The organism is Planococcus rifietoensis, from assembly GCF_001465795.2.
Classification (GTDB): domain Bacteria; phylum Bacillota; class Bacilli; order Bacillales_A; family Planococcaceae; genus Planococcus; species Planococcus rifietoensis.
Genome location: NZ_CP013659.2, coordinates 603,952 through 627,690, shown reverse-complemented (window position 1 = coordinate 627,690; position 23,739 = coordinate 603,952). Strand labels below are relative to the sequence as shown.

The window sequence follows — 23,739 nt, the reverse complement described above, 5'->3', positions numbered from 1 at the left end:
TCTTGAACATTTTTTGCAGGGCATGGGAGCCTTTTCAGTGCAGGCAGGCGTTTATCGGTCCAGAACGAGCAGCGCTGCACCAAGCATGCCGGCATCATTTTCGAATTGCGCCACTTCCACCGGTAATGGATTCAATAGCACCTTCGCCAATTGACGTTTCAATTCATCGATCCAGGCCGAGGCCGATTCCGATACACCACCGCCGATAATAAGCATGTCCATATCGAAGATCGCCTGTAAGCTGCTGATGTAGATCGCCAAGTCTTCGGTGAAGTCAGCAACCAGTTTTTGCGCTTGGGCATCCGTTTCAGCCAGTTCGAATAATTCCGGCGGCGTCACCGAAAGACCCGCTTCCTTGATACGGCGTACAAGGGCCGTACCCGATAGGTATTGCTCTGCACAGCCAAGCCGGCCGCAAGCGCAGCGTGAACCGTTCGGATACAAGATCATATGCCCCAGTTCTGCAGCCCCGCCGTGCGGGCCGCCGCTCAACAGCTTTCCGTCCCAGATGATGCCGCCGCCAAGCCCCGTACCAAGCGTGATGCAGACGACACGCCCAAGCCCTGTTGCGGCGCCGAATTTCGCTTCAGCGAGCGCTGCGCAATTGGCATCGTTCTCTACTTCGACGTAACGCCCTGTCGCTTGTTCGAGCGGTGCTTTGACCTCTGTCCCTGTCCAGCCCGGCAGCATATCCCCTGCGAACACGATGCTCCCTGCTTGCGGGTCGACAAAGCCGTGCGTTCCGATGCCGATTGCGGACACATCAGGATGCTCCTCTAAAAACAACAGCACGTGACGCTCCAAATGTGGATACAATGGAAACTCCGTTTTCACTTGACGCTCTGCGAGTATCCGCCCCTCTGCATCAATAACCCCCATACGGATTTTCGTTCCCCCAATGTCTACACCAATTACTTTACTCATTTTCCCCATCCTTCCCTAAACTCATTCATCTATTTTTGATTGCCCTCATAAAAGCATAGAGCTTCATATGGCCTGAGCAGCACGACGCCCTGATTTTCCTGCAGAGGATAATTACCGATCAGCATTTGGCCCGTTGGCAACGGCAGTTCACGCGGCGTTTCGGAAAAATTGCAGTAAACTGTCAATTGCTCATCCAGCGTATTGCGTGAGTAGGCGAAAATCTCTTCATCCTCACGGTGCAATAAGTTGAAATCGCCTTCTGTGATGACTGCCAAGTCTTTTCTGAGCGCGATCAATTTTTGGTAATGGCCGAATACCGAATCCGCTTCGTGACGTTTTTCTGCATTGATCTCCAGATAATTTGGGTTAACCGAGATCCACGGCTCTCCATCAGTAAAGCCGGCGTTTAGAGAGGCGTCCCACTGCATCGGCGTTCTGGCATTGTCACGGCCTTTTGCGTGGATCGACTTCATGAGCTCTTCGTGTGGAATGCCTTGTGCATGTTTTTCCTTATACATATTCAAAGTCTCGATATCCCGGTACTCATCGATCGATGAAAACGCCACATTGGTCATGCCAAGCTCTTCCCCTTGGTAAATATACGGCGTCCCTTGCAAGAAATGAAGGCAAGTGGCGAGCATTTTCGCCGATTGTTTACGGTACTGGACGTCATTCCCGAAACGCGAGACGATGCGCGGCTGGTCGTGATTGTTCCAATACAAGCTGTTCCAGCCTTTTTCAAAAAGCTCCACTTGCCATTTCTCCAGGTTTTCTTTCAAGTCCATGAGGCGCAGCGGCTGGAGTTCCCATTTTCCGCTTGGCCCCTGGTCCAAGTTCATGTGTTCAAAAGTAAAAATCATATTGAGTTCGCGGCGATCCGCGCCCGTATATAATTTCGCGTCTTCTGTTGCAGCCCCTGGCATTTCCCCGACCGTTACGATGTCGTAATCGGACAGCACTTTTTCGTTCATCTCCTGCAAGAATTCATGGACGCGCGGCCCGTTGAAGAAGTGGGGTGTGCCGTCGCCATCGATGCCATCCGGGAAATCCTGGTCTTTGGAAATCATATTGATGACGTCCATGCGAAAGCCATCGACGCCTTTATCCAGCCACCAGCGCATCATCTTATACACTTCATTTCGCAGTTCTTCATTTTCCCAATTCAAGTCCGGCTGTTTCTTGGAAAACAGGTGCAGATAGTATTGCTCTCTCTCTTCATCGAATTGCCACGCCGATCCGCTGAAAAAAGAGCGCCAATTGTTCGGCTGGTCTTTCCAGATATAATAGTCAGGGCGCTCCCTAAACCATTTATGCTCGTCAGATGTATGATTGACGACCAAATCCATGACAAGGCGCATCCCGCGCTCATGAACTCCGACAAGCATCCTGTCGAAATCGTCCATCGTCCCAAACTCCTGCATGATCTTTTGGTAATCACGGATGTCGTAGCCATTGTCATTGTTCGGGGAATCGTAGACAGGCGATAGCCATAACACATCGACCCCAAGTTCTGCCAGATAATCCAGCTTGCTGATGATCCCTGGGATATCGCCGATTCCATCGCCATTGGAATCCATGAAACTTCTCGGGTAAATTTGATATACAACCGCTTTCTTCCACCACTCCGTCATATATTCGCCTGCTTTCCTGAAGATGTATTCATTTCTTTTCATCATACGGAAAATTGGAAAAGAAACACAGAACTTTTTAAGTAAACCTTTTATAAAAATAAGTTGACTTAAAATATCCCATTCTCTATACTCAGTTTTAGTACATAGTAAGTGGAGGTCTTTTCATGACAACTTCAGTAACCAGATCCAGCAATCATTCACGTACTTTAACACTCGTACATATCGCCATGTTTGCAGCGCTTATGGCGATCGGTGCCAACATCTCATCTTTCCTGATCGTCGGGGGCGTGCCGATTACCTTGCAGACGTTCTTCGCGGTTCTCGCCGGCATTCTGCTTGGCAAGCGTCTCGGCGCTGCTGCGATGATCGTCTATGCCGCGATCGGCCTTGCCGGCGTCCCAGTCTTCGCCAAGTTTTCAGGTGGCATGGACACATTGATCTCGCCGACATTCGGCTTTATCCTATCTTATATCTTTACCGCTTTTGCAGCAGGTTGGATTGCAGAAAAAATGCCTTCCAAAAAAGGGTTTATCTTCGCAGCTCTTGTAGCGACAGCGATTAATTACGTGTTCGGCACCAATTGGATGTATGCCGCTTATAAATTATGGTTTGCCGCGCCGGAAGGCTTTACTTACGGCATGGCATGGGCTTGGATGGCGGTGCCTCTTCCAAAAGACGTGCTGCTCGCTGTCTTTGCCGGCCTGTTCGGCTTCCGGATGCAACCCATCATCAAGAAATACTTGCCTTAACAGGAACAGCCAGTTGCCGGAATCCCGGCAACTGGCTTATTTTTGTACGCTCGGTTCGTCGACGCGCAGCTTGTAATTCTGTTCGATGATACGGATTAACCCGGCTAGGCTGGCATTGACGGGCGTTTCGATTCCATGTTTTTTCCCCAGCTTCACGATGCCGCCATTGATGACTTCGATTTCTGTCTGGCGTTTTCTTAAGATATCCATGAGCATCGATGATTTATTGGCGCCGATATCTTGGCGCCCCATTCTCAGGCATTCCTCCGCGACCGCTTCTGCGTCCGCATCCACCCCTTCCGCACGGGCGACGAGCACGGCTTCTTTCGTGACTGCACGCAGCAAGTCCTCCCCTTCCTGTGTATTGAGGATGTCGCCGTTTCGCAACCGGGTCAGGGCGGTCACGGAGTTGAAGGCGGCATTGACGAATAATTTATTCCAGATGACCGCGTTGACGTCCTCTGACACTTCCGTTTTCATTCCTGCTATGCTCAGCTTTTCAGCAAAAGCTGTGAGTTTCTTGCTGGCTGTTTCTTCGTCGACATCTCCCAGATAGTTTGTGCCCCAGCCCCTATGCAAAATCGTGCCATCGTGTTCAACGCTCGCCCCATGGCCGAGTGTTCCGGAGACGACTGTGTTCATTGGAAACCATTGCTGGATTGTCTCAGCGTTGCCGATGCCATTTTGCATCGTGACGATTACCGTCTCCTCAGCCAGTTTGCCGCGCAGTTTACCGAGCACCACTTCGTTGGCCTGGGCTTTCAAAAGGATGAGAAGAATGTCCACCTGTTCATCGGCTTTCAACTGCTGTACGATTTCCAGATCGATTTGCGTAACCGAGTTATCTTTTTCGACGATGCGCAAACCTTGCTCATTGATGGTTTCCACGTGGCTATTCAAGCGATTGTATAAGCGCACGTCTTCCCCGCTTGCTTTCAATTTACCCCCAGTCAGACACGCCATCGCGCCTGCCCCGACAATTAAAATCTTCATCCCATTCCTCCTCTATGCATGTCTGGTTTCTTTCTCCACTATAACAAAAAGACCTTCTGCTTGGCAGAAGGCCTTTTCTTAGTTTGTTGCTTCTTTGTCGCGCTTGGCTTTGTCGTTTTTGCCGACTTTGCGGATATCCGCCAAGATCAAGGCTCCGATCAACAGCAAGCCGAGATAGCCGACCGCTGGGTACAGATAATTGACCAAAGCCGTAAATCCGACGAAGCTGAGTGCAAAAGCGATCAATCCGGCAATGATAACAAAGATCCGGAATTTCTTCGTGCCGATTTCCGTGAATCGTGCAGAGAACGACAATAGCATGCTGACGGCTGTATTGTAAATCATTGCGAAGATGACAATCGCCATGATGATGCCGAGGATCGGTGAAATGTCATCCCCGATGGCGAGCATCGGCAAGTCCGCTCCACCAACGACATCCACTTTGGCGAATATCGCCACATAGCTGAGCAGGATCAAGACGCCGAAGCCAAGTCCGCCGATCAACCCGCCGCGGGCTGCTACTTTCTCATTTGGTTCTGCGCCTCCCATGACAAGCGACATCGAGGCTCCTAGCGCGATGGCGAGCGACACGTAGTTGATTGCCGACAATAGCCAGTTCGGTGTAGCGGATAGCTGTTCTTTAGCTACCGGGTCGAGTGCGCTGAAACTGCTGTCCATCGTGATGACACTGTAAATGGCGATGCCCACTACCATCAAAATCAAAAACGGCGTAATGCTGGAAATGATAGTGATGACTTTTTTGACGTTCATCATGATGGTTACGATGACCAATACAATCATGATACTGCGCCCAAATGCCGGCGCCAGGTCGAATTGTTGGGAAAAAATCGATCCAGCCCCAGCGATCATGACGACTAAAATACCGAATAAGGTCAAAATCAATGTATAGTCGATCACTTTGCCAAGCCATTTACCGCTTATGCGGTAGACGACATCTTCATGCGAAGTGGTTTGCATGCGGCTTCCGAGACGAGTCAGGATCATCCCGATATAGCCGAATAGGGCAGTGGCGACCAAGACGCCGCCTACACCCCAATAACCAAAACTGGTAAAATATTGCAAAATCTCCTGTCCGGACGCAAAGCCAGCGCCGACAACAATTCCGATGAAGGCACTGGCTATTTTCAAGCTACTTTTCATAAAATCCTCTCCCTTTTCTTGGTGATGGTTGATCTGGATGATCGATAAAAATGTTTTTATGTAGATAATTTTTCATACCCCTAAGTTGGGGGGGATCAAACAAATCCTTGCTTTTCCGGACCTTTTCGCTTATTCTTCCTTATTAGTAATAGAAGCTGAAAGGCGGGGAGAACAGTGGATTTGGCTGAGTTCGAGCAAGCAATAGAAAACTTTATCGGCCATGCGGGACTTTGGGCGCCGCTTTTGTTCATTTTACTTCATTTGGTCCGGCCGCTGTTGTTTTTGCCGGTGATCGCCGTGTGCATCGCAGGCGGATTTCTCTTCGGTTTTTTCCAAGGGGCTATCCTATCTTTTATCGGATTGACACTGATGAGCTATATTTCATATATGATGATCAATAAATTTCCTCGCTTCCGCTCCAAACTCGCCGCCTTGAAAGACAAATGGTTTCCTGACCGCAACTTGACCGTTTCCCAAGTGATGATTCTGCGCGTCATGCCCTTTGTGCATTTTCACCTGCTGTCGTTTTATTTAATGGAAATGACCAACACCCGCAGGGAATATATGTATTACTCCGCACTCGGTTTGATCGCACCGGCCATCCTGTATACCGCTTTCGGCAGAGCCATTTCGGAATTTCCCTGGTACACGACACTCAGCATGTTCTTGTTGCTCGCTGCCATTTTCAGCTTTATCGATAAATGGCAAAGCCGCAAGCATAAATTGGATAAAACCTAACAAGCGCAGACGGCTTTCCGTTTGCGCTTGTGTTATTGAGGTATAGTAAAATAGTAGATAGAGATGAGAGGAAGAAACTAATGCCTATATTCACCCAAAACGATATTAGCCTATATTACGAAGATATTGGAAGCGGCCAGCCGCTTCTCCTGTTTCATGGATTGACCAGCAGCTCCGCCATGTTTTACCGCGAGATCGGCTTTTTCCGCACGAAGCGCCGCATTATCGCGCTGGATTCGAGAGGGCACGGCCACTCGGCGAAACCGGGCGCCTATACACTCGATGACCATATCGAAGACGCTGCCGCATTATTGGACCATCTGGGGTTGGAGTCAGTTGATGTCATCGGTGTATCCATGGGCAGTTATATCGCACAAGGATTAGCGGCGCGACGTCCGGAACGCGTGCGCAAATTATTGTTGGTCGCCACCAAATCCCACGGCGAGCAATCATCCATGGCTGAATTATTCGATCGCCATGCTGACGAGTTCAATGGCTTATCCATCCACGACAAGCTCGATAAAGCACAAGCCTATATGTTCTACCGTTTATCGGCCGTGAAGAAATGGCAGGAGAAAACAGCCCAAAATAGCCCCCAGTTGACCTTGGAGCAGCAAGGCATCGCCTCAAACGCCTTGGAGCGCTTTGATTTGCGGCCGGAACTTGCGAAGATTTCAGCAGAAACCTTGGTCATCAGCGGCCGCTACGATGAATTGAATCCGCCTGACAAAGGGCACGAGACAGCTCGGCTCATCCCGCATGCCAGCTTTATGGAATTCAAGCGTTCGGGCCATGCGCCGAACGTCGAACAGCCCCGCCTGTTTCTCGGCATCGCTGAAAACTTTCTCGACGATTGAGCTTCATTGATAGACCATATTAAAATCAAGAAAGCACGGCGCAAAAATGCGCCGTGCTTTTATTGTGCTGTATAGCCGCCGTCAAGGACCGCTGCCTGTCCGGTGATGCCGCGGGCTTTATCGCTCGCGAGGAACATCGTGTAATCGGAGATTTCCTGCACCGACAACAAGCGTTTCTGCGGAACCAATGGGTAAATGACTTCTTCTAACACTTTTTCCAGCGAGACATTGCGCGTCTTCGCCAAATCGGCCAGCTGATTGCGCACGAGCGGCGTGTCGACGTAACCCGGGCACATCGCATTGACCGTGATGCCATGCTCTGCGCCTTCTAACGCTGCGACTTTCGTCAAGCCGATGACGCCGTGCTTGGCGCTATTATAAGCCGCTTTTCCGGCGAAGCCGACGAGGCCATTGATCGACGCCATATTGATGATGCGCCCGAAGCCTTGTTTCTTCATGATCGGGAAAGCATGCTTGGTCGCGACGAATGGTGCAACCAACATGATCTTAATCAACAATTCGTATTTCTCGGTCGGGAATTCTTCGATCGGCGAGACATGCTGCATCCCCGCATTATTGATCAGCACATCCAAGGAACCGAATGTTTCCACCGTTTTGTCGATCGCTGCCTTGATTTCAGCTTCGCTGGTGACATCACATTTGATGCCGATGCAATCAAAGCCTTGCCCTGTCAATTCATCGGCAGCTTGTTGCACCGCTTCTTCATTGATATCGGTCAGCACGATCTTTGCGCCTTCTTTGGCAAAATCCACGCTGATCTCATAGCCGATGCCGCTCGCGGCGCCGGTGATCAATACCACTTTCTTATCTACCATGATGGAGTCCCTCCAAATGAAAAATTAAATTCCTAATCCGAGGCTGAACAGGATAATCGCAATCGTCAACCCAATCAACGGCACGATTACCGTTACAGCCCCTACTGCACCGTAAGCGGCTTTATGAGTCTCTCCGCAAATCCCTTGAATCGTTGTAACGACGTAACCGTTATGCGGCAATGAATCGAGCGCACCGGAAGAAATTGCAATGGTCCGGTGAAGCGCTTCCGTGTTGACGCCCATATCGATATAATGTGGCGCAATCAATGGCAATGCGATGACTTGCCCACCGGAAGCGGACCCTGTAAGTCCGGCGATGACACTGACCGCTACAGCACCGCCGATTAACGGGCTTCCCGGAATGCTTGTCATGGCATCTACTGCCACCTGGAAAGCAGGCACTGCTTTTGCAACGCCGCCGAATCCCACGACTGCTGCCGTGTTGCCGATGGCGATCAATGCGCCGATCGTCCCGTCTGTCAATGCTTTGCCAAGGTTCGTGAAGTATTTCATATTCAATAAGTATGTCGTGATGACACCGCCAAGCAATGCCAAAATCAAGGCAGAAGTTCCAAGTGAATCGTGGAAAATGAATGACCCGGCCAATACGACCAGCAACGGAATCAAGCCTGTAACCGGGTGAGGCAACGCTCTGTCCGCCAATTGCGGATCCGATTCCCTTGCTTCGAAACGTTCGCCTTTGTTCACCGCTTTATTGATCATGCGTTTCAACCACCAATAGCCGAATACCGCCATGAAGACCGCAACGATGATGCTGACTTCCCAACCGGCATATGGGCTGGTGTTCAAGTACTCAATCGGGATCCAGTTTTGGATTTCCGGTGATCCCGCAGAAGTCATCGTGAATGTGACAGACCCAAGCGCAAGCGCTGCCGGGATAAAGCGGCGAGGCAAGTCCGCTTGCTTGAACAAGCTGAGTGCCATCGGGTAAACCGAGAACGCCACAACGAACAAGCTGACGCCGCCGTAAGTCAAGACGGCACAGGCGATAACAATCGCCAACACCGCTTTTGACAAGCCGAACTTTCCGACCAGCCATTTGGAGACGCTGTCTGCCGCGCCTGTATCTTCCATGACCTTACCAAAGATGGCTCCGAGCAAGAACATCGGGAACCATGAGGTGATGAATCCGGAGAAGCCGCCCATATAGTTCGACAATAAATTAGCTTCCCCTTCCCCTACCAATTGCGGAAACAGCGGCAAGCCGCTGAGCACTGCGACGAATAATGCCGACAATGGGCCAGCGATCAACAAGTTGACGCCCCTCATCGTCAACACGATCAATAGAATAAGTCCTCCAACCATTCCAATCATACTTAACATGATAAATCCCCCTTTTGAATGTGTTACGGTTTTTCGAACAAATTGGAAACGCTTACTTTTCTCCCCGAAAAGCATAGATGAATTGTCTAAATATTTAGTCCTGAAACCTTTTAATACTATACAACGAAGAAATCGATAGGTAAAATGAATAATAATAATAGCTTCCATAGACATTAGTTATAGATAAGGAGCATTCACATGGATATCCGACAGCTCAGCTATTTCATCGAAGTGGCCAAGCATCAAAGTTTCACAAAAGCGGCGCAAGCCCTCCACGTAACACAGCCAACGCTTAGCAAAATGGTCAAAAACCTGGAACAGGAAATGGACGTATCGTTATTCGACCGCTCGTCCAGGAAAGTGCGTTTGACCGATGCCGGCGAAGTGGTCTTCGTGCAGGCGCAGAAAATCGTTAACAGCCTCGATGACTTGTCCTCTTCGCTGTATGACGTCATGAACTTGAACAAAGGCAAGATCAAGATTGGCTTGCCGCCGGTCATCAGCACTTTGTTCTTTCCGACCATCATTGCAGCGTTCCAATCCCGTTATCCAGATGTAACCGTCATCCTGGTTGAAGATGGTGCCAAAAAAGTAGAAGAGAAAGTGGCCGATGGTGAAGTGGATCTTGGGTTCGTCATGCTCCCTGTCGATGCCGAGCGTTTTGATGTCGTTCCCTTTGTCGACCAGGAAATCAAACTGCTCGTCCACGAAGACCATCCACTCGCAAACCAGCACACGCGTAATTTGATCGATTTCAGAAACGATCCGTTCCTGCTTCTCAGCAAGGAATTCACACTTAACGGGCGGACCGTTGAATTCTGCCGCAGCGAAGGATTCGAACCGAAAATTGCCTACGAAAGCTCGCAATGGGATTTCATCGTCGGCATGGTCGAGAAAAATCTCGGCGTCACCTTGATGCCGAAATTGATCTGCGACCGCGTCCAGGACGGACCGTTCAAAACCGTCTCGCTGACCCAGACTTTCCCGTGGCGACTCGGCATCATCATGGCCAAAAACCGCTACGTGCCCTATGTCTCCCGCGAATTCATCACACTCGTCAACCAATTGCCGAAAGTATGATCCGTACAAAAAGAAGTCTATTAATCCATTATGAATTAAAACGGCGAACTACTTTTCAATATTTAAAATTCAATGATTTATCTAAGTGTTTGGAGAAGCGTTCGCTCGACTCCGGTGGTAAAGCGAGACGATCGAGACCCCGCAGGGAGCGCAGCGACTGAGGAGGCTTGAGCGCGAGCCCACGGAAAGCGAGCGATAAGCTTCGGAAAATACGATTTCTTAGCTCCCTCAACAAGCTAAAAAGAAGCTGCCCAATTTTGGGCAGCTTCTTATGCTTACTGTTATTTCCGGTCGACGAGTGTTTGGATCATGCTTTTCAGTTCGCCGACTTCTTTTCTCAAATCTTCAATTTCTGAAGTGTCTTCTTTGATGCCCTCGAGTTCAGCCGTCTCTTTGTCGATTTCATCCGAGATCTTCTGTGCGTTATTGACAATTTCCCCAACGATCAAGTTGATCATCAGGAACGTCGAGACGATGATGAAGGAAATGAAATACAGCCAAGACCAGGGCTCCGCAGCAAAGACCGGGCGGAAAATCCCGCTCGCCCAGGATTCCAAGGTGAAAATCTGGAACAGCGAAATGAGCGAAAGGCCAAGATCGCCGAAATATTCCGGTTCAATGTCCGCATAAAAGAACGTCCCGATGACCGCATAAACGTAAAAAATGATCGACATCAGCAAGATGACGCTCGTGATGGTCGGAATGGCCATGAACAAAGCCGTCACGACGCGGCGCAGCGATGGAATGGTCGACACCGTCCGCAATACCCGCAGCACGCGGAAAATCCGCAATACGCTGATAAATGGCGAGTTGTAGAGGATGAGGCTACCCACAACGATGATGAAATCAAAATTATTCCATGCATTGCCAAAGAATTTCGCCCGGTAAACAAAGAGTTTCGCGAGGATTTCCAACGTGAAAAATGCCAAAATGATGATATCCAGTATCAACAGCCATGAACCGTAGTTTTCCGCAATCGACGGATAGGTCTCCAAACCGACCAGCAAGGCATTGATTAAAATTAAAACAGTGATGAATGTATTGAACCGCGCACTTTCCACGATTTGCTTTAATGATTCCTTCATAGGGCGATAGACGACTCCTTATATAATCTGATGTAACCACAAAAAAAGTTCCATCCAATTATATCATGCAGCTATCCGGAAGTAGTCTCCAAGTGGGATGCTGCTTCGAGTATTGTTGCGAAAATGTGACGGCCTCACAGCTCCGTGGGCATAAGCCACGGGAACAAATCTAAAACCAAGCCATAAAAAAAAGCGCCTCCAAGGAGACGCTTTCTATTCTTGTACAAGCGAAGCGTAGACAATCAAGCGCTCTTCCCTCGTGCCCCGGTCATAATCATAAGTTCCAGAGCAAGTAATCAACACCAGCTCCGGGGATGAATGATAACCGAACACCGAATCGACATCCGCCAGATCGAGCGGCACCGACTCCATCGTATGGACCTTGAACCGCAGCTCGCGATCGTCGCCGGCTACAACAATTTCATCTCCCGGCTCGAGTTCCGTCAAGTCCCAAAACACGGCCGGGCCGTCCAAATCATCGACATGTCCAGCGATGACCGCGCGCCCTCTTTGGCCGGGTTGGTAGCCCGGCGAAAACCAGCTTAGTTCTTCGCCGTTATCCGGCACCGCCATTTCCCCCGAGTCGGTCACGCCGAGATGCGTGACATCCGCTTTCAGCCCAATGGACGGGATTGACAACGTCTCTGGCGCGATGCCTGGCTGGTTCACTTCATTAATCGGGTTTGCTGCCTGCTTCGACTTCGGCTTGGCCGCCGGTTTTTCTTTCTCAGCGGCTTTCGCCTTCTCTACTTCTTTCGGTTGTTCTGATCTCGCCGGTTCCGCCTTGACGGAAAAGCCGACTTCCGCACTGCGGATACTCACTTCATCTTGCGGGGCAGACGTACATCCTGCAAGAAATACGACAGCGAGGAGCAATGCGAATTTATTGAAATCGTTTTCTCCACACAAGCCCACTAGCTGCTACTAAGAACAATGCGCCACCGATCAACAACCACATGGACTGGGACTGTTCTGGTGTGCCAAGTCCAGTTGTCGGCATTTCATCCGGTGAAGCAGCTGCTTCGTAATCGACAAGGGCGATCACTTCAAGGGAATCGACTGTATTGACTGCAAAGACAGAGTAGACAGTATCTGCAGCTAGTTCAGTTCCTTCGAGCGGCAATACTTGTGTGCCATCCGGCAAACGGATTTCCAAGTCATATGTGTCAGGAGCTACTTCTGAGTAATCCGTGATTCCTGGGAACTCTGCTCCGCTGAACAATGCATCTCCACCGATGATCCCAACATCAACTGCTGGAGCATCCGGGGACAAATGGCCGACGCGGATTTTCGCTTGGCCTTCAGTAACTTCCATGGAATCTTCAGCTACTACAAATTCGATGGATTCCAATAGGTTGGCAGCAGCTACTGTATAAGCTTTTCCAGCTTCTACTTCCAAGTCAGCCTGCAAGACGCCTTCACCTGCTGCATACTCAGTACCTGCAGCGAAGACTTCTACATCATGCGTACCAGCCGGGACTTCCAAATAACCTGAATCCGTCTTGAATGGTACTTCTTCGAGCGTTAAATCACCATTGACGTATACATCTACTGCAGGGGCATCAGGCGAAGCGTGCAACACCCGTACTTTTGCCATGTCACCGTGTTCATCCGCCATGACTAAGGATGCGAGAAGGGAAAACAGCACCAGCATTGCGACAAGAGAGACAGATAACTTCTTCATGTGTCCAACCTCTTTCCATATAGTATTTGTATAACTTTTGTACACCTCATTTATACACCCTAGAAACTTTAATTTCAACAAATATCACACTATTCTGATAAATTTGAGTGATTTGGCATGGAAAGTGATACAAACTTACATAGAATTGAAAAAGTTGCCAGAAATGCTTCTTCCTGGCAACTTGTGTTCATGTGTTCAATTATCAGCATTTAAATCAATAAGGCTTTCAATCATGATTTCTCCTAAAGCTTGTGTGGCCAAACGATCCGCCTCGGCGTTTTCTTTTCTCGGGACGAATTCGTATTCGGGATGGATGCCGATTTTCTCCAATCGCTGGTCAATGCGGTCAGCCCACCTCGCCAACGTTTCTTCCGGCACCGCCCATTCGCCGCTCATTTGATTGACCAATGTTCTCGAATCGCCAATCAAGCGGACAGGAAGATGGTGGACGCCGAGAAATTCGATTTCTTGTACCGCCATCGATAGGGCCGCATACTCCGCTTCATTATTCGAGTCGATTTCGTTGATGAGCGCATTTTTTCGCAAACGATAGTCCTTGCCGTTTTGTTTGAAGTAAACCGCACAGCCAAGACCCGCCCGTTTTGAATGGCGGTCAAAACCGCCATCGTAATAGGCGATGACGTCATGCGGCTCGGTTTCCACTTCCTTGACGTAATTTTTCAGTTCCTTGACGCTCCAATTGCTGTTATGCCGGTCGGCAAACTGAAGTCGCTTGGTGCGACCTGTACGTTCCAAGTCCTGCGCCACCATCAGCGCTTCGTTCGCGTCAAGCTCTTCTGAGAGAAATTGCACGACTTTGTTTTTCGGTGATTTATACGTCCAATCGATCCGTACTTTCATCGAGCCACCGCCTTTATCCATCGATTAGGCTGTCGTTCTTTACAGCCCTTTGTCTTCAAAGCGTTTGAGGTCGTCTTTATGCCCCATCGCAATTAAAATATCGCCTGCTTCCACTCGGTCTTCGAGCAGCGGCGCGATATTGACATCTTCGCCGTGCTTGATTGCCAAAATCATGCAACCGTAATCTTTGCGGATATTCAGTTCTCCAAGGGTTTTGCCGATTACTTTTTTTGAGGCCGCAAGCTCGATGATGCTGTAGTTCTCCGATAGGTTGATGTAATCGACCACTTTTTCAGAATCGATATGATGCGCCGTGCGGACGCCCATTTCGTATTCCGGCTGGATGACACGGTCTGCCCCGATGCGCTCGAGGATCTTTTGGTGCTGTTGGTCGCGTGCTTTGACCCAAACTTTTGGGACGCCGAGTTCTTTCAGCATGAGCGTGCACAAAACGCTCGCCTGCAAGTCATCGCCGATCGCGACGATGGCAAATTCGAAGTTCCGGACACCGAGCGATTTCAGGCTGCCTTCATCCGTCGCATCGGCTGTTGCCGTATGGCTCGCATAATCGGACATTGTGCTGACCGTTTCCGGGTTGGAATCGATTGCCATGATGTCGTGCCCCATCCCGTAAAGTTCTTTGCAGACACTGCTTCCGAAGCGCCCAAGCCCAATTACCACTATTTGTTTTTTCACGTCTGTCCCTACTTTCCATTGCATGATTCGAACGATTTCCCGTTATCAAAATAGTACGCTACTCTTTGGCATTTTGTCGAAGATTTCACCCCGTTCGACTTATTTAGCCAAGCAAGGGATGGCAAACTTTCTTCTATATAATGTATAAGGGCGTTTATAAGCTCCTGAAACAAGCGAATGGCACAGCCTTTCGCTTTGTACTACAATGGTAGATAATATCCTTCATATCCGATAGAGAAAGGTTGTTTAGTTGATGAAACCATTTGAATCCATTACGGAACTGATCGGCGATACGCCTGTCGTTAAATTGAACCGCATTGTCCCTGAAGGCGCAGCGGACGTCTATGTAAAACTGGAAATGTTCAACCCGACCAAAAGCGTCAAGGACCGGGCGGCCTATAATATGATCAAGCAAGCTGAAGAGTCTGGCGCCTTGAAGGCGGGCTCGACAATCATCGAACCGACGAGCGGCAATACCGGCATCGGCCTCGCGATGGTCGCTGCAGCAAAAGGCTACCGCTCCATCCTCGTGCTGCCGGATAATGCCACTCAAGAGCGCATCAATTTGCTGAAAGCTTTCGGTTCGGAAGTCGTGTTGACGCCAAGTGATGACAAAATGCCGGGTGCAATCCACAAAGCGCTTGAATTGCGTGAAACGATTCCCGGCAGCTTCATCCCGCAGCAATTTGAAAATCCGGCCAACCCCGATGCCCACCGCGGCACGACGGCGCTTGAAATCCTCGAGCAAATGGACGGGCAGCTCGACGCCTTCGTTGCTTCGGCCGGAACAGGCGGCACCATCACCGGAACCGGTGAAACCTTGAAAGAACATTTGCCAAACCTCCATATAACAGTTGTCGAACCGAAAGGCTCACCTGTGCTGTCAGGCGGCAAACCCGGCAAACATAAACTGGTCGGCACCAGCCCAGGATTCGTGCCGGATACATTGAATACGGCGATCTACGATGAAATCATGGCGATCGAAGACGAAGACGCCATCGAGATGTTCCGCCGATCTGCCCGGGAAGAAGGCGTCTTTGTCGGCCCTTCTGCGGGTGCCACTATTTATGCAGCCATCGAAATCGCCAAACGGCTCGGATCCGGTAAAAAAGTATTGTGCATCGCCCCGGATACCGGCGAACGCTATTTGAGCATGAACCTATTTGAATAACCGCATCAAAGAGACCATTCCCTGCTTTCCAAAGTGAGGCAGTCAATTACCTTTATTAGTCTATAGACTGGAGATGATGGGCATGACAACCGAAATGAGACGTGAATTCGATGAATACATCAAAAAATTCAAAGCATCAAAACCAGAGGAAATCCAGCAAAAAATGCAGGACGCCATCACCGAACTCGAAGCGTCCGATGAAGGAAACGGCTTAAAAAAAGGTGCCAAAGCCCCGAACTTCACCTTGCCCGACGCTGCAGGAAAATCCGTGGAGCTTTATGATCAATTGAAGCAAGGACCTGTCATCCTGACTTTTTACCGCGGCAATTGGTGCCCTTACTGCAATATGGAGCTCCGGGCTTACCAACAGATTATCGGGGAAATACATGGCGCTGGAGCCGAACTATTGGCTATCAGCCCGCAGACGCCTGACCATTCCATGTCTGTACTGGAAAAGCATGATTTGGAATATAAAGTATTAAGCGATGTCGGCAATAAAGTCGCCAGCAAATTCAATTTGGTCTACCAGCTGCCGGAATACCTAATCGAAATTTATAAAGACAATAAACTTGATGTCGACCAGTACAACGGAGATGCTGATTGGACGCTTCCAGTTTCCGCTACTTACATTATTACTGGCGATGGAACGGTTGCCTACGAATATACAAAAGCGGATTATAAAGACCGCGTTGAACCTTCCAAAGTCTTGGAAGAATTGAAAAAAATACAATAGTCGTAAGAACCCTGCTTTGAATAAAAGCAGGGTTTTTTCTGTTCGATTTCACTAAGAGTTGTCCAGTGTCGACAATTAAAAAATCGGGGCCGCACCGCAGCTATTATTGATCCGGAAGCTATGTGGATAAATACAGCTCAAAAGGAGAATGAAGATGCCCTAGTTTACGAGAAAAACTTTTTCCCGAGAATTATTGACAATCCCTATAAAACTACTATACTTTATTAAACAATACCCGATTAGAAAGGTAGGTTTTATAACCGGTGAACTATTTTGTTTATTGAAATCCAGCACATCAACAAGATCTATACCGATAAAGACAATAATGCCAATACGGTATTAGAAGATATCAACCTGGAAATCCCGAAAGGCCAATTCGTCTCGATTCTCGGCCCTTCCGGCTGCGGCAAGTCGACTTTACTATCGATGATCGCCGGCCTGACTTCCGCTTCGTCGGGCGGCATCGTCGTCGACGGAAAAAATGTACAAAAGCCCGGGAAAGACCGCGGCATGGTGTTTCAGGAAGCCGCTTTGTTTCCATGGATGACCGTTACGGAAAATGTCGTCTTTCCACTTCGCAAAGAAATGAATAAAAAGCAGGCGATTGAACGCGCCCGCCATTTCCTGCAGATGGTGCAGCTCAGCAATTACGCAGGCCATTACCCGCACGAGCTGTCGGGCGGCATGCAACAGCGCGTTTCAATCGCACGTTCACTCGCGATGGACCCGGCTGTTCTCTTAATGGATGAACCGTTCGGCGCACTTGACGAACAGACGCGCAGCCGGCTTCACGGACAGTTGGAGAAGATCTGGATCGATACGCAGAAAACCATCGTCTTCGTCACGCACAGCATACAGGAATCGATCAAACTATCGGATCGCATCGTGGTCATGGGCACACGGCCCGGCACCGTTATCGCCGACATCGAAGTCGATATCCCGCGCCCCCGGGACGAACACAAACAACAAGTCGCCGCACTCGAAGAACGCATCATGGGGCTGTTAAAAGGCGAAATCGACAAAGTCATAAACGAGGAGCTTGCCTATGAAGCCCGCAGTTAAGCGCCTCTTGTTTTTCACTGGACTTATCCTATTCTGGGGCCTCGGTTCCCATTTCGAATTATGGCATGAAACAATCCTCCCTTCCCCGTTTAGCGTATGGGATGCATTGGTCGCAGGATTTGCTGACCTGACCTTGGTCTATGATTTGGTCGCGAGTTTCCGCCGGCTGTTGATCGGGCTCGCTGTTTCCTTGTTGATCGGCACAGCGCTCGGCATTTTGCTGGCACGCTCGAAAACGGCCGATGACACAATCGGCTCGATGGTGCTCGCCTTACAAAGCGTACCGAGCATCATCTGGCTGCCGCTTGCAATGATGTGGTTCGGCCTCGGCGAAGGTGCCATCATCTTCGTTGTCATTTTAGGCGGCACATTCGTCATGACACTCAACGTACGGACGGGCATTAAAAACGTCAATCCACTCTACATAAAAGCAGCACGCACAATGGGGTCGAACGGCATCGACTTGTTCTGGAAAGTCATCATCCCGGCTTCCATCCCTTATCTCGTAACCGGCGCCCGCCTCGCCTGGGCATTTGCCTGGCGTGCGTTGATGGCCGGCGAACTGCTTAGTGCCGGGCCAGGGCTTGGCTATACATTGCGCTACGCTTCCGACTTCGGCAATATGGCGCTGGTCATCGGCGTCATGATCATCATCGGTGTCGTCGGTGCAGTCGTCGACCAATTGATTTTCCAACGCATCGAAAAGAATGTCCTGAAACGCTGGGGACTTGAATCCTAAAACCTGAAACCATTAGAGGAGGAATCATTTTATGAAAAGATCCGGACTTATTTTAACTTCACTCGCGGCTGCGGGGATCCTGTCAGCTTGCGGAGCATCTGGCGCTGCCACAGGCGATTCCGAAGACACCATCGTACTCGGCTATTTCCCGAACCTCGACCACGCAACAGCAATGGTCGCCAAAGACCAGCAGTTTTATGAAAACAATTTGCCAGAAGGCACGAATGTCGAATACGTGACATTCGCTGATGGCTCTGACTTCATGACGGCGCTGAAAACTGGCGACATCGACGGCGGGCTAGTTGGTCCCGGGCCTGCAATGAACAACTACACGAACGGCGCGGATGTACGCATGATCGCTGGCGGCGCGAGCGGCGGAACCGTCGTCATGGCACGTGATGGCAGCGGCATCGAATCTATCGAAGACATCCCCGGCAGCACATTCATCACTCCCCGCGTCGGCTGCACACATGATGTCCAGTTCGAAACGTATATGAAAGAAAACGACATCACATCCAACCGCATCGGCGGCGAAATGATCCACCAAACCGGCAAGCCGGCACAATATGAAGCCATGTTCGAAACGGGCAAAATCGATGTCGCCGTCGCCCCGGAACCTTGGGCATCTGTTCTCGCTCAAAACACCGGCGCCAAAGTGATCATCGAACCGGATGAGATTTCCTTCGGCACTTCACTTCCAGCATCTGTCCTCGTCACTTCCAGCGAATTGATCGAGTCTGATCCTGAAACCGTCCAGGCCATTGTCGATGCGCACGAAGAAGCTACCGCTTATATTGAAGAAAATCCTGAGGAATCCAAGGAAATTGTCATCTCCACCATTGATGACATCACTGGCCAGGAACTTGAAAAATCCGTTATCGATGGCGCTTGGGACAATATGTTCTTCAGCACGGACATCGATGGCGAAGAAATCCAAGCCTTTGGCGATTCATCATTCGACTTGAAATTCCTGAAAGAAAAACCCGACTTCAGCGAATTGACCGATACGCAGTTTTTGAACTAAATGGAATCAAGCGAAACCCCTCACCAATGCAGGTGAGGGGTTTCGTTATGTCCGTAACTGAGGCTTGATAGAATCAGTGTTCAACCCATCCTTAGGACATGGCTTTTCCCAAAATCGGATACAACGGGTTATTTCATATCATGTGAAAACTTAAGCTCTTCACCGCCACGATAATCCACTTCAAGTTCAAAATCCTCTACTTCACCCGCATCGATCGACAATGCCTGCAGCACTTCGGCTTTCATGTCATCAATGGAACGGTCCGTCGCGATGTTGACTTGATTGAGCAACTGTTCCATCTCTTCAAGTGCTGCTGCCCCTTCGTTTTCCGATCCATCACGGCGCTCGATCTCCGCTTCCCGCTCATCGCTTTCGAAGTCATAACTCGATTCACCGCCATCCACAAACTTAAGTTCAAGCGAAAATTCGTTAAGTTCTTCAGAAGTTTCACCGTTTCTCACATCGTGATTGATTTCCATTTCTTCTCCTGAATCAAATTTTACATCCATCTCAAAATCCCGCACGCCCTCTTGCTCGGCATTGACTGCTTCCAACACCTCGCGCTTGATGTCCTCCAGTGGGCGTTCCGTTGAAAACTGGATGGCTTGGAAAAGCTGCGCAAATTCATCTTGGGCTTGCTGGCCAGATAACCGGTCTCCGGAATCGCGCTCGATCGACGCTTCGTTTCGGTCGTAATCAAATTCCCATTCACGGTCATCCGTGAACTTCAAATCCAAGTCGAATTCGCGGATCTCGCCGTTTGCTGCTGGAGATGCTGATTGGTTAGCTTTTGCTTCCTTCTCCGCGCTGTCCGCTTGTTCAGTGGACGCACCTTGCGCTTTTCCGCTATCGCCATTTGTTGCATCTGTCTGTTGCTGCGTTGCATTTTCAGTATCCGCTGTTGTCGTTTGGCTCGTATCTTGTGCTGTGCCGCATCCTGCCAATAAAATCACTGCGGCCATTCCTGCTGTCATTTTCTTCATCTTCAAACACCCTTTCTCGCTTTATGATAGTTCTAGCATATCCGCGCAGGCTGAGTGACTGCTGAGGAGAACATTAAAATTCCATGAGAATAAAAAAAGCGGAGGCATCCAAGCCTCCGTTCCTTATGAAACACTGGTTTCTTGACTGCGCCAAAACCAAATGACGACAGGCACCAATAACAATGACAGGATTCCGCCAGCAAGCGACAGCACCGCAAAGCTCGTGCCGGCTACGACCATCCCCGACATGCCGCCTCCAGTCGCGCCGGCCAGGGCGATCAGGACATCGACCGACCCTTGTGTTTTCGCCCGCGCTTTCGGTTTCGTCGAATCGACAATCAATGCCGTGCCGCTGATCAACCCGAAGTTCCAGCCAAGCCCAAGCAGCGCTAATGCCAGAATCAGTACAAACAGCGAATCGCCAGGAGCGAAGGCCGCAACAAGCCCAGCTGCGAGCAAGGTCACTCCCGCTGCGACGACCATTGCGACGCGCCCGGCCTTATCGACCAGCACCCCAGTCACAAGCGAGGGCAAATACATTGCCGCTACATGGATGCCGATGACCATGCCGATTGCATTGAGGCTATGGCCGTGGTGGCCCATATGTACCGGCGTCATGGTCATGATCGCAACCATGACAATTTGTGTGATGACCATAACTGTTGCGCCGAGGAAAACACCGCGGCTATTGACCGCTGGGCCCGCTACTTGTTCTTCTCCTGACGCGGCTTGATCCCGCTTTTGCTGATCGCTGATAAAACGCGACACCATGAGCGGATCTGGCCGCAATAGCGCAAATAACACGATGCCTGCCAGTATGTATGCAGCTCCCGCTAAAATGAACGGGCCGGCAAGTGACGGAACCCCGATGGATTCAGCGAAACTTCCCATGACGCCAACAAGATTCGGTCCGGCAAATGCACCGAACGTTGTCGCCACCATAGCGATGCTAATGGCCGTTCCACGCTGCTTCGTGCTTGCCAAGTCTGTTCCTGCATAACGCGCTTGAAGATTCGTCGCCGTTCCTGCCCCGTAGATGACAAGCGACAGGAATAGTAGAAAGACATTGCCCCATATCGCGGCAAATACGACACCGATCGAACCGATGCCGCCTGTAACAAACCCGGCAGCCAAGCCTGTCCTGCGGCCGAAACGCTGGGACAAGCGCCCGACAACGAGCGCCGCTCCTGCTGATCCGAGCGTAAAGAGAAAGACCGGAAGCCCCGCATAGCTTTCCGTACCAAGCATATCTCGCGCGAGCAACGCGCCTACTGTAATCCCCGCAGCCAAGCCAGCTCCACCGAAAATTTGCGAGAGCATGACAATCCATAAGGTGCGCTTATACAAGCCCTGCAGTTTTTCCGGCGACTCGACATAGCTTTCAAGCGTTTGACTGCCTGCTTTTGTTCTTCCATTAGCCATCGTTCGGCCTCCATTCAAGGTTAAATAACAGATTCATTATAGCGCGTTTCCTTTTGCTATGGAGCATGGAATTCCAGGCAATAAAAAAAGAGCCGCTCGCGGCTCTTTTGTCTCAAACAGCTTGTTCGCTGCTTTCTTCCACTTCGCGCCGCCATTTTCTCAGCGCATGCCGTTGCCTTGTGTCCCGGGTTGTGTATTCTTTCGCACGTACGAGCAATTGGATGCGCTCTGCTTCATGGACGGAATCGATTTGCCCGAGATGGATCGCCAAAAAGAATTCCAAAAAACGGATCGCTTCAATCTGTTCTCCAGTTGAAGTTGGATGGAGCCTATCCAGATTCAATTTCATCCGCTGTAAATCGGTTGGCCCTGGTTCGTGGACCTTGGAAAAACGTTTATAAAAAGCCATCATGTCTGCATACAAACTGTTGGTTTCTTTCCGAAGCCTGCTTCTGGTCATTGGCGTCATCACGGGAAATCCCTCCTTATTTTCATTTCGCCTGCATGTATCCATGCTTGGGGCAGTTAATGATTTTTACCCCGTTTCGCCTTTGGCTACACCTGGTGCGAAATAAAAATTGTCTGGATGCTTAATCGGATTGTGGATGATTGTCCAAATAAGTGTTGAGGATTTCCGCTGCCCGTTTGCGCACATGCACATAGGCGTTGTCCATCGATTGTTTTTCGGTCACAGCTCCACCTGATACTGAATGCACTTCTTCGAAAAAGTGCATCAAGTCCTTGCGGCTTTCGGGGTCAATCGCGCCTGACAATAAGATGACCGGCTTATCGTGGGCAGCGGCCATTTGGGCAATGCCAAAAGCTGTTTTTCCGGATAAAGTCTGGCGGTCCGATTTTCCTTCGCCTGTGAAAATCAAATCACTCGACGCCACGCTTTCTGAAAAACCTGAAGCCTCAAGAACGACATCGATACCGCGCTGCATAATAGCTGGAAAGAATGCCAAAAACGCGCCGCCTGCGCCGCCTGCAGCCCCCGCTCCCGGATAATCATGCAAAGCAAGTCCGGTCTGTTTTTCCACAAAATCTGCGTAATGGCGTAACTTCACGTCCAGCGCCCCTGCCATTTCACCCGTTGCACCTTTTTGAGGACCGAATACATACGAAGCGCCATTTGGGCCAATCAGTGGATTGTCGACATCGCTCGCGATGACGAATCGGCAATCCCGGATGCGCGTGTCAAAAGAACCCTCATCTATCGCATGTAGTTCACCCAAGGTACCAGCTCCTGGCGCCAGCGCCTCACCTGCGGCATCGAGAAATCGCATGCCGAGCGCGCGGAGAATTCCTGTGCCGCCGTCATTCGTCGCGCTGCCACCAAGCCCAATAATAAAATCCCGGAACCCCGCGTCAAGCGCATAACGGATCAATTCGCCGGTGCCTTCCGTCGACGCACGCTCCGGGTCGCGTTCTGTTTCTGAAAGCAAGGTCAGGCCCGATGCCTCTGCAAGTTCAATGACACAAGTCTTGCCGTTTCCGAGCACACCATAACTGGCAGAGACCAACTCGCCAAGCGGCCCTGAAACTTGTTGTGTAACGATGCGGCCATTTGTTGCTGCGACGAGATTCGCCATGGTGCCTTCGCCACCATCCGCGGACGGCAATTCGATGACTTCGCTCCCTGGAGCTGCATCCAGTATTCCTTCAGCCATTGCGCGCGCTGCTTGCTCAGCAGAGATGCTGCCTTTAAAAGAATCCGGTGCCACAATAATTTTCATCTTACTCCCCCTCCATCTGAATAAATGCGATCGTTCAAAAAAGTCTATCTATATAGAATGTACAAGTTTCAAAAAGTTGCGGCAAGATGTTTAGCCTTGATCGACATGTGGTAACTAATAAACAGAAGCGTTTAGTGAGCTTCCCCTTCACCCCCAAATTTTTTGAAGGCCCGATGCAGTTGACTGCATCGGGCCATTTCTTTTGGCGCTCGATCAAAAATCCCCGCAGC

The 23,739-nt window shown here is 50.1% G+C and carries 24 protein-coding genes; 9 read left to right on the top strand and 15 right to left on the bottom strand.

All coding sequences use genetic code 11. The features are described from left to right. Positions 1 to 51: 51 nt before the first annotated feature. Positions 52 to 924, bottom strand: a complete 873-nt coding sequence (locus tag AUC31_RS02970; protein ID WP_058381439.1) for an ROK family protein — start codon at positions 922 to 924, stop codon at positions 52 to 54. A gap of 29 nt (positions 925 to 953) precedes the next feature. Further along, on the bottom strand, positions 954 to 2,555 hold the full coding sequence (locus tag AUC31_RS02965; protein ID WP_058381440.1) for a glycoside hydrolase family 13 protein: 1,602 nt from the start codon (positions 2,553 to 2,555) through the stop codon (positions 954 to 956). A 164-nt stretch (positions 2,556 to 2,719) separates the two neighbouring features. Here AUC31_RS02965 and AUC31_RS02960 point away from each other — a divergent pair, with 164 nt between their 5' ends. Next, a complete protein-coding gene (locus AUC31_RS02960; RefSeq protein ID WP_058381441.1) occupies positions 2,720 to 3,304 on the top strand; it encodes a biotin transporter BioY in 585 nt (194 codons plus the stop codon). A gap of 36 nt (positions 3,305 to 3,340) precedes the next feature. On the opposite strand, the gene AUC31_RS02955 is transcribed toward AUC31_RS02960, so the two are convergent. Together AUC31_RS02955 and AUC31_RS02950 are read right to left on the bottom strand one after the other, a co-directional pair. Beyond that, entirely contained in the window at positions 3,341 to 4,297 is a 957-nt protein-coding gene (locus AUC31_RS02955; RefSeq protein WP_058381442.1) for a ketopantoate reductase family protein, read from the bottom strand. Between the two features lie 78 nt (positions 4,298 to 4,375). Then, entirely contained in the window at positions 4,376 to 5,458 is a 1,083-nt protein-coding gene (locus AUC31_RS02950; RefSeq protein ID WP_058381443.1) for a YkvI family membrane protein, read from the bottom strand. 174 nt (positions 5,459 to 5,632) lie between these two features. Here AUC31_RS02950 and AUC31_RS02945 point away from each other — a divergent pair, with 174 nt between their 5' ends. Further along, positions 5,633 to 6,196 carry a TVP38/TMEM64 family protein gene (locus tag AUC31_RS02945; protein ID WP_335339128.1) on the top strand — a complete coding sequence of 188 codons (564 nt, stop codon included), beginning with the start codon at positions 5,633 to 5,635 and terminating at the stop codon, positions 6,194 to 6,196. 80 nt (positions 6,197 to 6,276) lie between these two features. Beyond that, positions 6,277 to 7,053 carry an alpha/beta fold hydrolase gene (locus AUC31_RS02940; RefSeq protein ID WP_058381444.1) on the top strand — a complete coding sequence of 259 codons (777 nt, stop codon included), beginning with the start codon at positions 6,277 to 6,279 and terminating at the stop codon, positions 7,051 to 7,053. A 59-nt stretch (positions 7,054 to 7,112) separates the two neighbouring features. Here the strand turns inward: AUC31_RS02940 and AUC31_RS02935 are convergent, their stop codons facing one another. Together AUC31_RS02935 and AUC31_RS02930 are read right to left on the bottom strand one after the other, a co-directional pair. Further along, positions 7,113 to 7,889: a 3-hydroxybutyrate dehydrogenase gene (locus AUC31_RS02935; RefSeq protein WP_058381445.1), complete on the bottom strand. Its 777-nt coding sequence runs from the start codon at positions 7,887 to 7,889 to the stop codon at positions 7,113 to 7,115. Between the two features lie 24 nt (positions 7,890 to 7,913). Further along, positions 7,914 to 9,233 (bottom strand): GntP family permease, encoded by a 1,320-nt coding sequence (locus AUC31_RS02930; protein WP_058381446.1) that lies wholly within the window; start codon positions 9,231 to 9,233, stop codon positions 7,914 to 7,916. A gap of 198 nt (positions 9,234 to 9,431) precedes the next feature. Here AUC31_RS02930 and AUC31_RS02925 point away from each other — a divergent pair, with 198 nt between their 5' ends. Next, positions 9,432 to 10,313 carry a LysR family transcriptional regulator gene (locus AUC31_RS02925; protein ID WP_058381447.1) on the top strand — a complete coding sequence of 294 codons (882 nt, stop codon included), beginning with the start codon at positions 9,432 to 9,434 and terminating at the stop codon, positions 10,311 to 10,313. Between the two features lie 281 nt (positions 10,314 to 10,594). Here AUC31_RS02925 and AUC31_RS02920 read toward each other — a convergent pair whose 3' ends face one another. The 5 genes from AUC31_RS02920 to AUC31_RS02900 all read right to left on the bottom strand — a co-directional run bounded on the left by AUC31_RS02920 (position 10,595) and on the right by AUC31_RS02900 (position 14,639). After that, positions 10,595 to 11,398, bottom strand: coding sequence for an ion transporter (locus tag AUC31_RS02920; RefSeq protein ID WP_058381448.1), 804 nt, complete (start codon positions 11,396 to 11,398; stop codon positions 10,595 to 10,597). Positions 11,399 to 11,611: 213 nt separating this feature from the next. Beyond that, the gene (locus AUC31_RS02915; RefSeq protein ID WP_237150697.1) at positions 11,612 to 12,313 is read right to left on the bottom strand and encodes a class F sortase; all 702 of its coding nucleotides are present in this window, start codon (positions 12,311 to 12,313) and stop codon (positions 11,612 to 11,614) included. After that, entirely contained in the window at positions 12,282 to 13,082 is an 801-nt protein-coding gene (locus tag AUC31_RS02910; RefSeq protein ID WP_058381450.1) for a DUF4397 domain-containing protein, read from the bottom strand. The genes AUC31_RS02915 and AUC31_RS02910 overlap by 32 nt, the downstream gene beginning before the upstream one ends. A gap of 195 nt (positions 13,083 to 13,277) precedes the next feature. Continuing rightward, positions 13,278 to 13,943, bottom strand: coding sequence for a reverse transcriptase-like protein (locus AUC31_RS02905; protein WP_058381451.1), 666 nt, complete (start codon positions 13,941 to 13,943; stop codon positions 13,278 to 13,280). Between the two features lie 39 nt (positions 13,944 to 13,982). Next, entirely contained in the window at positions 13,983 to 14,639 is a 657-nt protein-coding gene (locus AUC31_RS02900) for a potassium channel family protein (protein WP_058383682.1), read from the bottom strand. 253 nt (positions 14,640 to 14,892) lie between these two features. Between AUC31_RS02900 and cysK the strand changes: the two genes are divergently transcribed. The 5 genes from cysK to AUC31_RS02875 all read left to right on the top strand — a co-directional run bounded on the left by cysK (position 14,893) and on the right by AUC31_RS02875 (position 19,368). Further along, positions 14,893 to 15,810: a cysteine synthase A gene (gene cysK / locus AUC31_RS02895; protein WP_058381452.1), complete on the top strand. Its 918-nt coding sequence runs from the start codon at positions 14,893 to 14,895 to the stop codon at positions 15,808 to 15,810. Between the two features lie 82 nt (positions 15,811 to 15,892). Next, positions 15,893 to 16,543: a peroxiredoxin-like family protein gene (locus tag AUC31_RS02890; protein ID WP_058381453.1), complete on the top strand. Its 651-nt coding sequence runs from the start codon at positions 15,893 to 15,895 to the stop codon at positions 16,541 to 16,543. Between the two features lie 273 nt (positions 16,544 to 16,816). Beyond that, a complete protein-coding gene (locus AUC31_RS02885; protein ID WP_058381454.1) occupies positions 16,817 to 17,605 on the top strand; it encodes an ABC transporter ATP-binding protein in 789 nt (262 codons plus the stop codon). Further along, a complete protein-coding gene (locus tag AUC31_RS02880; protein ID WP_058381455.1) occupies positions 17,589 to 18,344 on the top strand; it encodes an ABC transporter permease in 756 nt (251 codons plus the stop codon). Before AUC31_RS02885 ends, AUC31_RS02880 begins: the two co-directional genes overlap by 17 nt. 31 nt (positions 18,345 to 18,375) lie before the next feature. After that, positions 18,376 to 19,368 carry an ABC transporter substrate-binding protein gene (locus AUC31_RS02875; protein WP_058381456.1) on the top strand — a complete coding sequence of 331 codons (993 nt, stop codon included), beginning with the start codon at positions 18,376 to 18,378 and terminating at the stop codon, positions 19,366 to 19,368. A gap of 128 nt (positions 19,369 to 19,496) precedes the next feature. On the opposite strand, the gene AUC31_RS02870 is transcribed toward AUC31_RS02875, so the two are convergent. The 4 genes from AUC31_RS02870 to AUC31_RS02855 all read right to left on the bottom strand — a co-directional run bounded on the left by AUC31_RS02870 (position 19,497) and on the right by AUC31_RS02855 (position 23,509). Continuing rightward, a complete protein-coding gene (locus AUC31_RS02870) occupies positions 19,497 to 20,351 on the bottom strand; it encodes a YusW family protein (RefSeq protein ID WP_058381457.1) in 855 nt (284 codons plus the stop codon). 123 nt (positions 20,352 to 20,474) lie between these two features. Then, positions 20,475 to 21,773, bottom strand: a complete 1,299-nt coding sequence (locus AUC31_RS02865; protein WP_058381458.1) for an MFS transporter — start codon at positions 21,771 to 21,773, stop codon at positions 20,475 to 20,477. Between the two features lie 112 nt (positions 21,774 to 21,885). Then, entirely contained in the window at positions 21,886 to 22,245 is a 360-nt protein-coding gene (locus tag AUC31_RS02860) for a hypothetical protein (protein WP_058381459.1), read from the bottom strand. Between the two features lie 118 nt (positions 22,246 to 22,363). Continuing rightward, positions 22,364 to 23,509, bottom strand: coding sequence for a glycerate kinase (locus AUC31_RS02855; protein ID WP_058381460.1), 1,146 nt, complete (start codon positions 23,507 to 23,509; stop codon positions 22,364 to 22,366). Between the last annotated feature and the right edge of the window lie 230 nt (positions 23,510 to 23,739).

Excerpts from the sequence above, each read along its gene's own strand:
- AUC31_RS02960 (WP_058381441.1), top strand. The coding sequence starts at position 2,720 with ATGACAACTTCAGTAACCAGATCCAGCAATCATTCACGTACTTTAACA.
- AUC31_RS02875 (WP_058381456.1), top strand. The coding sequence starts at position 18,376 with ATGAAAAGATCCGGACTTATTTTAACTTCACTCGCGGCTGCGGGGATC.
- AUC31_RS02940 (WP_058381444.1), top strand. The coding sequence starts at position 6,277 with ATGCCTATATTCACCCAAAACGATATTAGCCTATATTACGAAGATATT.
- AUC31_RS02925 (WP_058381447.1), top strand. The coding sequence starts at position 9,432 with ATGGATATCCGACAGCTCAGCTATTTCATCGAAGTGGCCAAGCATCAA.
- AUC31_RS02935 (WP_058381445.1), bottom strand. The coding sequence starts at position 7,889 with ATGGTAGATAAGAAAGTGGTATTGATCACCGGCGCCGCGAGCGGCATC.
- AUC31_RS02870 (WP_058381457.1), bottom strand. The coding sequence starts at position 20,351 with ATGAAGAAAATGACAGCAGGAATGGCCGCAGTGATTTTATTGGCAGGA.
- AUC31_RS02880 (WP_058381455.1), top strand. The coding sequence starts at position 17,589 with ATGAAGCCCGCAGTTAAGCGCCTCTTGTTTTTCACTGGACTTATCCTA.
- AUC31_RS02950 (WP_058381443.1), bottom strand. The coding sequence starts at position 5,458 with ATGAAAAGTAGCTTGAAAATAGCCAGTGCCTTCATCGGAATTGTTGTC.
- AUC31_RS02965 (WP_058381440.1), bottom strand. The coding sequence starts at position 2,555 with ATGACGGAGTGGTGGAAGAAAGCGGTTGTATATCAAATTTACCCGAGA.
- AUC31_RS02855 (WP_058381460.1), bottom strand. The coding sequence starts at position 23,509 with ATGAAAATTATTGTGGCACCGGATTCTTTTAAAGGCAGCATCTCTGCT.
- AUC31_RS02920 (WP_058381448.1), bottom strand. The coding sequence starts at position 11,398 with ATGAAGGAATCATTAAAGCAAATCGTGGAAAGTGCGCGGTTCAATACA.
- AUC31_RS02955 (WP_058381442.1), bottom strand. The coding sequence starts at position 4,297 with ATGAAGATTTTAATTGTCGGGGCAGGCGCGATGGCGTGTCTGACTGGG.
- AUC31_RS02890 (WP_058381453.1), top strand. The coding sequence starts at position 15,893 with ATGACAACCGAAATGAGACGTGAATTCGATGAATACATCAAAAAATTC.
- AUC31_RS02865 (WP_058381458.1), bottom strand. The coding sequence starts at position 21,773 with ATGGCTAATGGAAGAACAAAAGCAGGCAGTCAAACGCTTGAAAGCTAT.
- cysK (WP_058381452.1), top strand. The coding sequence starts at position 14,893 with ATGAAACCATTTGAATCCATTACGGAACTGATCGGCGATACGCCTGTC.
- AUC31_RS02970 (WP_058381439.1), bottom strand. The coding sequence starts at position 924 with ATGAGTAAAGTAATTGGTGTAGACATTGGGGGAACGAAAATCCGTATG.
- AUC31_RS02905 (WP_058381451.1), bottom strand. The coding sequence starts at position 13,943 with ATGAAAGTACGGATCGATTGGACGTATAAATCACCGAAAAACAAAGTC.
- AUC31_RS02930 (WP_058381446.1), bottom strand. The coding sequence starts at position 9,233 with ATGTTAAGTATGATTGGAATGGTTGGAGGACTTATTCTATTGATCGTG.
- AUC31_RS02910 (WP_058381450.1), bottom strand. The coding sequence starts at position 13,082 with ATGAAGAAGTTATCTGTCTCTCTTGTCGCAATGCTGGTGCTGTTTTCC.